Source organism: Vibrio sp. Vb2880 (assembly GCF_033337975.1).
In the GTDB taxonomy this organism is placed as follows: Bacteria; Pseudomonadota; Gammaproteobacteria; order Enterobacterales; family Vibrionaceae; genus Vibrio; species Vibrio alginolyticus.
This window is the reverse complement of record NZ_JAWORT010000055.1, coordinates 1-5,479: the sequence shown is the minus strand read 5'-3', so window position 1 is coordinate 5,479 and position 5,479 is coordinate 1. Positions and strand designations below refer to the sequence as shown.

The following is a 5,479-nucleotide window of genomic DNA, read 5'->3' as shown; positions in this document are numbered from 1 at the left end:
TGGCGCTGGACTAAACAAAGGCCCCCTTTTAGGGGGCTCACACAAAGCCACCTTCTTTAGAAGGTGGTAATTTACTTTTATACTACTTTGTTCTTCCGGTGGGATTTTCGATAAAGCTAGAAACAAAAAAGACCGACGATGATCGTCAGTCTTTTCTCTCACTCTATTTCTGAATGTTTGCAAATACTAAGCTCCAGGTGGCATAGACAGGCTTTCTGCGATTTGCTGTATCAGATAGTCCTCGACTTCAAAGCGAGTCTCAAGAATTTCCCCAATGAGACACATATCAGAATCGAAATCATTTAATTCATCATCTTCAGTCACTTCTGAGTACTTATCGTTAAAGTTCAATAATGGTTCAGTCGTTAGAACAATTTGACCATAGGTTTGATTGATCTCATTAGTCACGACAAAGCCGGTTGCTTTCCAACGGTCCATAACCATGTCATAAATTTTAAAGTGGCCTTCGGAGATGTAATCAACGAGGTGCTGACAGAAATCCTGCAGTTCGGAAGGAGATGGGAGTTCAATAACATTGGTTTTCGAACAAGGTTGCAGCGCTGCAAGCTTACAATATTCAACAATCAGGGATTGTCGTGTCTCTAACCAGTGATCAATGACATCACTTGAGCCACCCCACTGGTCTTGTGTTTGTTTGAATTTTCTTAGCATGACCATGCCCTCATGATCTGATCGCCCATCGGCGAACGTATCCTTTGCAAAGCAAAGTTAGTAAAGTTATTACAAACTCTTGTCCTTACTAGAATTTAGAGTGCACATTTACTTAACGATAAACTCTAGTATGAAATTAGATTGCCAGTAAAATGAACGAACTTCAAGCAAAGGGATGGTGTAATGTTAAGAAAAGGTGATGTTAACCGCGCGATAAATGCATACTGGTGTGTTGTTGCAGGAAGTGAAATTTGGCTGGTGGATGGTGCTGTGCCCTTCGGGTCTGCAGAGCAGTTATCACTGCCAGTAACGAGTGCAAGACCCATTGGTGAGTATTCTGGTTCGCCCGTCATGTGGCTTAACTTGGCCGATTTAGAGCATGATCTACCTTTAGTATCCCTGCGTGACTGCCTGCATTTTCCTGAGCCATTATTTATGTTGTTAAGTAAAGCTGTGCAATATGGGCACATGACGCAAAGTTTGCGCTTTTGTCCACAGTGCGGAGGAAGAAACTTTCTTAATAATAACCAGTTAGCCATGCAGTGTGGTGAATGTCGCACCCTTCATTATCCTAGAATATTTCCGTGTATTATCGTTGCTGTACGTAAAGAAAATCAGATCTTATTAGCCCAACATCCAAGGCATCGAAATGGTATGTATACGGTTATTGCGGGTTTTCTAGAAGTCGGTGAGACATTAGAAGAGTGCGTGGCTCGAGAAATTCATGAAGAAACGGGAATTCTCGTTAAAAATATTCGTTACTTTGGCAGCCAGCCTTGGGCTTTCCCATCCAGTATGATGATGGGGTTTTTAGCTGACTATGAATCCGGAGAGTTAAGCCCAGACTACACTGAGCTGTCTGATGCACAATGGTTTGGTATCGACGAGATGCCGCCTGTTGCGCCTAAAGGAACGATTGCAAGAGCACTTATCGAACAAACGCTGAAAGATATAGACTCTAATTGTCTGATAAATAGATAAAAAAAACCCTCCGAGAGGGAGGGGGTAAGTAAGATGTCGTTATGAGATGCTGAGTACTAAGTACTCAGTTTATAATTGTAGTTTTCGCTAGCGAACAAATTTTTAACACTGATACCGATTGGGTGCAAATTAAGCATTGATTTAAAAGTTAATAACTTGATCCAGGTTGCAAAGCACACAGCTATTGGACTTAAATCAGTGATAGAATACCCCCTTTCACAGAAAGCCTAACAGTTGGAATTACGGAATGACTGAATTAAAAAATGATCGTTATCTGCGTGCGCTTTTAAAAGAGCCGGTAGATTACACGCCAGTATGGATGATGCGCCAGGCAGGTCGTTACCTACCAGAATACAAAGCGACTCGTGCAGAAGCGGGTGATTTCATGTCTTTGTGTCGAAATGCAGAGTTAGCATCCGAAGTGACACTTCAACCATTACGCCGTTTTCCTCTTGATGCCGCGATCTTATTCTCGGACATCTTAACGATTCCAGATGCAATGGGGCTTGGTTTGCGTTTTGCTGCGGGTGAAGGACCTGTTTTTGATAACCCAATTACATGCAAAGCCGACGTGGAAAAAATTGGTTTGCCAGATCCTGAAGGTGAACTGCAATACGTAATGAACGCAGTACGCCAGATCCGTAAAGACCTGAAGGGTGAAGTGCCGCTGATTGGTTTTTCTGGTAGTCCTTGGACTCTTGCGACGTACATGATCGAAGGTGGTAGCTCTAAAGCGTTTACCAAGATCAAGAAGATGATGTACGCGGAACCACAAACTCTGCACCTACTTCTAGATAAGCTGGCAGACAGCGTTATCGAGTACTTAAACGCGCAAATTAAAGCGGGTGCGCAATCGGTAATGGTATTTGACACATGGGGTGGCGTACTAACGCCTCGTGATTACAATCTGTTCTCACTGCAATACATGCACAAGATTGTAGATGGTCTGATTCGTGAAAACGACGGTCGTCGCGTGCCAGTCACACTGTTTACTAAGAATGGCGGCATGTGGCTTGAGCAAATCGCAGCTACGGGCTGTGATGCGGTTGGTCTAGACTGGACAATCAACATTGCTGACGCGAAAGCACGTATCGGTGATAAAGTGGCGCTGCAAGGTAATATGGACCCATCAATGCTTTACGCTTCACCAGAGCGCATCCGCGAAGAAGTAGCGGATATCCTAGAAGGATTTGGTGATACGGGGACTGGTCATGTGTTCAACCTAGGTCACGGTATCCACTTGGATGTACCGCCAGAAAACGCGGGCGTATTTGTGGATGCGGTACACGAGTTATCTAAGCCATACCACAAGTAAGTTAGATTTTTTTGAAATCAAATGCCGGCATTCAGTGCCGGTATTTTTTTGCCTAAAATTCAGTTTTTCTATCTGAGACTCAAGGCTGTACAGCTCTAGTAGTATTTGGCCTACCATGATCTAATTACTACTCTAGCTGTACACTAGACATTAAAGTTTAATATAAACAAATACTTATGATTTCTGGTTTTATGTTCTAATTTTCTTGTACAGATAAACAAGCAATTAGATCATGGGTAACCTAAAGCATCGAGTGAACGCGTTTTTTAAGGTATGGCACGACGTCAGATTCAAACCAAGGATTCTTCTTTAACCACAATGTATTGCGTGGGGATGGGTGAGGGAGCGGGATAAAGTCCGGTTCCCAATCTTGCCATTGCTGAACAGTTTGCGTGAGCGTCTTTGGTTTGTTGGTGAGATAGTACTGCTGCGAGTACTGACCAATTAGTAGAGTGAGCTCTATATTGGGCAGTTGCTCAAGAATCTTTTTATGCCAAGTGGGCGCACATTCTTTACGAGGCGGTAAATCACCAGAGTTCCCTTTGCCTGGATAACAGAATCCCATTGGGACAATGGCAATTTTATTTGGGTCGTAGAAAACGTCTTTGTCGATATCGAGCCATTGGCGTAATCGATCACCACTTGGGTCATTCCAAGGTATCGAGGTTTTGTGTACACGTGTGCCAGGGGCCTGACCGATGATTAGGATGCGTGCCCCTTTTGCTGCTTGCACGACAGGGTTTGCACCCAAAGGTAAGTTATCCGCGCAGATCTGGCAGGCCCTCACTTGCTGCAATAGCTCGTCTAACGACATTCTTAGTAACCCTTTTCGAAATCCACTTGATAATTTAATGAAAACCCATCGCGCCAGCGTAGATAGTTGTCAGCAAAAATCTCGATGACTTGCTCGGGAAAACTCAGCGCAGCAATGTGTGGAGTGATGGTGACTTGCGGTAGTTTCCAAAATGGATGCTCTACCGACAACGGTTCTTGCTCAAACACATCTAAGAAGGCGTGTTCTACCCAACGGTTTTTCAGAGCGAAGAGCAACCCTGCCTCATCCAATACGTCGCCACGACCTACGTTAAACAATAACGCCTGATTTAGTTGGCTGAGCGTTTGACGATTAAGTAACTGTCGCGTCTCAGGTGTACTTGGTAGAGTATTCACAACGATGTCGGCTTGCTCAAATGCCTTACTTAGTTCATTGATATGAAAGGTCTGATGAAACTCGCCGCCTGGAGTAGGGATACCTGTGCGGTTAATACCGATAGTTTTTATCCCCATTGCTTTAGCGGCGTTGCCCAGATAGCCCCCAATGCTACCGGTACCAAGAATTACCATGGTTTTACTTTTTAATGACGTGTACAGGTGAGGCTGCCATTGTTTGTTTTGTTGCTGCTGGTGGTATCGGGCAAAGTGGCGGTAATGGGCAATACTGTAACCCAAAACATATTCAGCAATCAGTGGACCAAAGATGCCTCGAACGTTAGTTAGAGTATAGTCCTGACGAAGGCTAGGGGATGTTAAGGCGTTGACACCAGCAAACGTGGATTGTACCCATTCAAGCTGTGAAAACTCGTCTAAGCTTTGTGATAGTAAGGGTGGATCCGCTAGTACGATCTGAGCGGCTTCTGGTTGGTCGGTGAGGCAAAGATCGGGCAGATTTTTCTCTGCCAGTAACGTTTTGTAGGTGTCGCGATGCTCTGAGAGCAGGAAAATCTGATTTGAATGCGGCATTAACTTTTTTCCCTGTGATGAATCAAGTACACTTTCGCTGTTTTTTTTCTTCAATGATTGAGTGACTATGCTTAAGAATCCTCTTCAGGTTCGTTTAGAAAAACTAGAACCTTGGCAACAAATTACCTTTATGGCGTGTCTGTGTGAACGCATGTATCCAAACTATGCGATGTTTTGTGAGAATACAGAATTTGCTGACCCGCGTGCTTACCGAGCGATTCTTGATAGTGTATGGGAAATTTTGACAGTTAAGAACGCGAAAATTAACTTCGAACGTCAATTGGAGAAGTTAGAAGAGTTGTTCCCAAGTGCGGATGAGTTCGATTTTTACGGCGTTTACCCAGCGATGGACGCGTGTCAGGGTTTGTCTACGTTACTGCATGGTCTATTGGACCGCGACTACCTTTTCGATTCAATGCTTAAAGTGAGTCAACAGTCGGTACAAACCGTTGCTGATCTAGAGCAAGCACAAGGCGCAGAGCCAATCACTAACGACAACCAGAAAGAAAACGAAGCCGTATGTGAAGAGTGGGACGTCCAGTGGGCTATCTTCCGTCCGCTGCGTGAAGCGGTAGAACGTGACATCAGCTTGATTAAAGATTTGCGTGAAGAGCTACGTGAAGAAGGTGTGAGCAACATCGGTATTGCACTTTAATCGTTGAATAAATAGAAAAAGGCATCCTAACTGGATGCCTTTTTTGTTTTCAGCCCTAAACCACCTACTTCAGTAGGTGGTTATCATCCGTTTCGGCTTTGCCTGTAAAACTACTC

General features: G+C 44.2%; 6 protein-coding genes. 3 read left to right on the top strand and 3 right to left on the bottom strand.

Annotated elements, in window-relative coordinates; genetic code table 11:
- Positions 1–186: 186 nt before the first annotated feature.
- Complete coding sequence (locus tag R7M92_RS24660; RefSeq protein WP_005382515.1) at positions 187–678, bottom strand: Rsd/AlgQ family anti-sigma factor; 492 nt, start codon at positions 676–678, stop codon at positions 187–189.
- Between the two features lie 177 nt (positions 679–855).
- Between R7M92_RS24660 and nudC the strand changes: the two genes are divergently transcribed.
- Both nudC and hemE read left to right on the top strand, forming a co-directional pair.
- On the top strand, positions 856–1,653 hold the full coding sequence (gene nudC / locus R7M92_RS24655) for an NAD(+) diphosphatase (RefSeq protein ID WP_005382516.1): 798 nt from the start codon (positions 856–858) through the stop codon (positions 1,651–1,653).
- Between the two features lie 247 nt (positions 1,654–1,900).
- Positions 1,901–2,968 carry a uroporphyrinogen decarboxylase gene (hemE, locus tag R7M92_RS24650; RefSeq protein WP_005397282.1) on the top strand — a complete coding sequence of 356 codons (1,068 nt, stop codon included), beginning with the start codon at positions 1,901–1,903 and terminating at the stop codon, positions 2,966–2,968.
- 241 nt (positions 2,969–3,209) lie between these two features.
- Here the strand turns inward: hemE and R7M92_RS24645 are convergent, their stop codons facing one another.
- Together R7M92_RS24645 and R7M92_RS24640 are read right to left on the bottom strand one after the other, a co-directional pair.
- Positions 3,210–3,782 (bottom strand): uracil-DNA glycosylase family protein, encoded by a 573-nt coding sequence (locus R7M92_RS24645; protein ID WP_005382518.1) that lies wholly within the window; start codon positions 3,780–3,782, stop codon positions 3,210–3,212.
- A 2-nt stretch (positions 3,783–3,784) separates the two neighbouring features.
- Positions 3,785–4,708: a D-2-hydroxyacid dehydrogenase gene (locus R7M92_RS24640; protein ID WP_005382519.1), complete on the bottom strand. Its 924-nt coding sequence runs from the start codon at positions 4,706–4,708 to the stop codon at positions 3,785–3,787.
- Positions 4,709–4,775: 67 nt separating this feature from the next.
- On the opposite strand from R7M92_RS24640, the gene R7M92_RS24635 reads away from it, so the two are divergent.
- Positions 4,776–5,363: a YjaG family protein gene (locus tag R7M92_RS24635; protein ID WP_005382520.1), complete on the top strand. Its 588-nt coding sequence runs from the start codon at positions 4,776–4,778 to the stop codon at positions 5,361–5,363.
- Positions 5,364–5,479 lie beyond the last annotated feature (116 nt).

Coding starts and splice junctions, on each gene's coding strand:
- R7M92_RS24635 (WP_005382520.1), top strand. CDS start 4,776: ATGCTTAAGAATCCTCTTCAGGTTCGTTTAGAAAAACTAGAACCTTGG.
- hemE (WP_005397282.1), top strand. CDS start 1,901: ATGACTGAATTAAAAAATGATCGTTATCTGCGTGCGCTTTTAAAAGAG.
- nudC (WP_005382516.1), top strand. CDS start 856: ATGTTAAGAAAAGGTGATGTTAACCGCGCGATAAATGCATACTGGTGT.
- R7M92_RS24645 (WP_005382518.1), bottom strand. CDS start 3,782: ATGTCGTTAGACGAGCTATTGCAGCAAGTGAGGGCCTGCCAGATCTGC.
- R7M92_RS24640 (WP_005382519.1), bottom strand. CDS start 4,708: ATGCCGCATTCAAATCAGATTTTCCTGCTCTCAGAGCATCGCGACACC.
- R7M92_RS24660 (WP_005382515.1), bottom strand. CDS start 678: ATGGTCATGCTAAGAAAATTCAAACAAACACAAGACCAGTGGGGTGGC.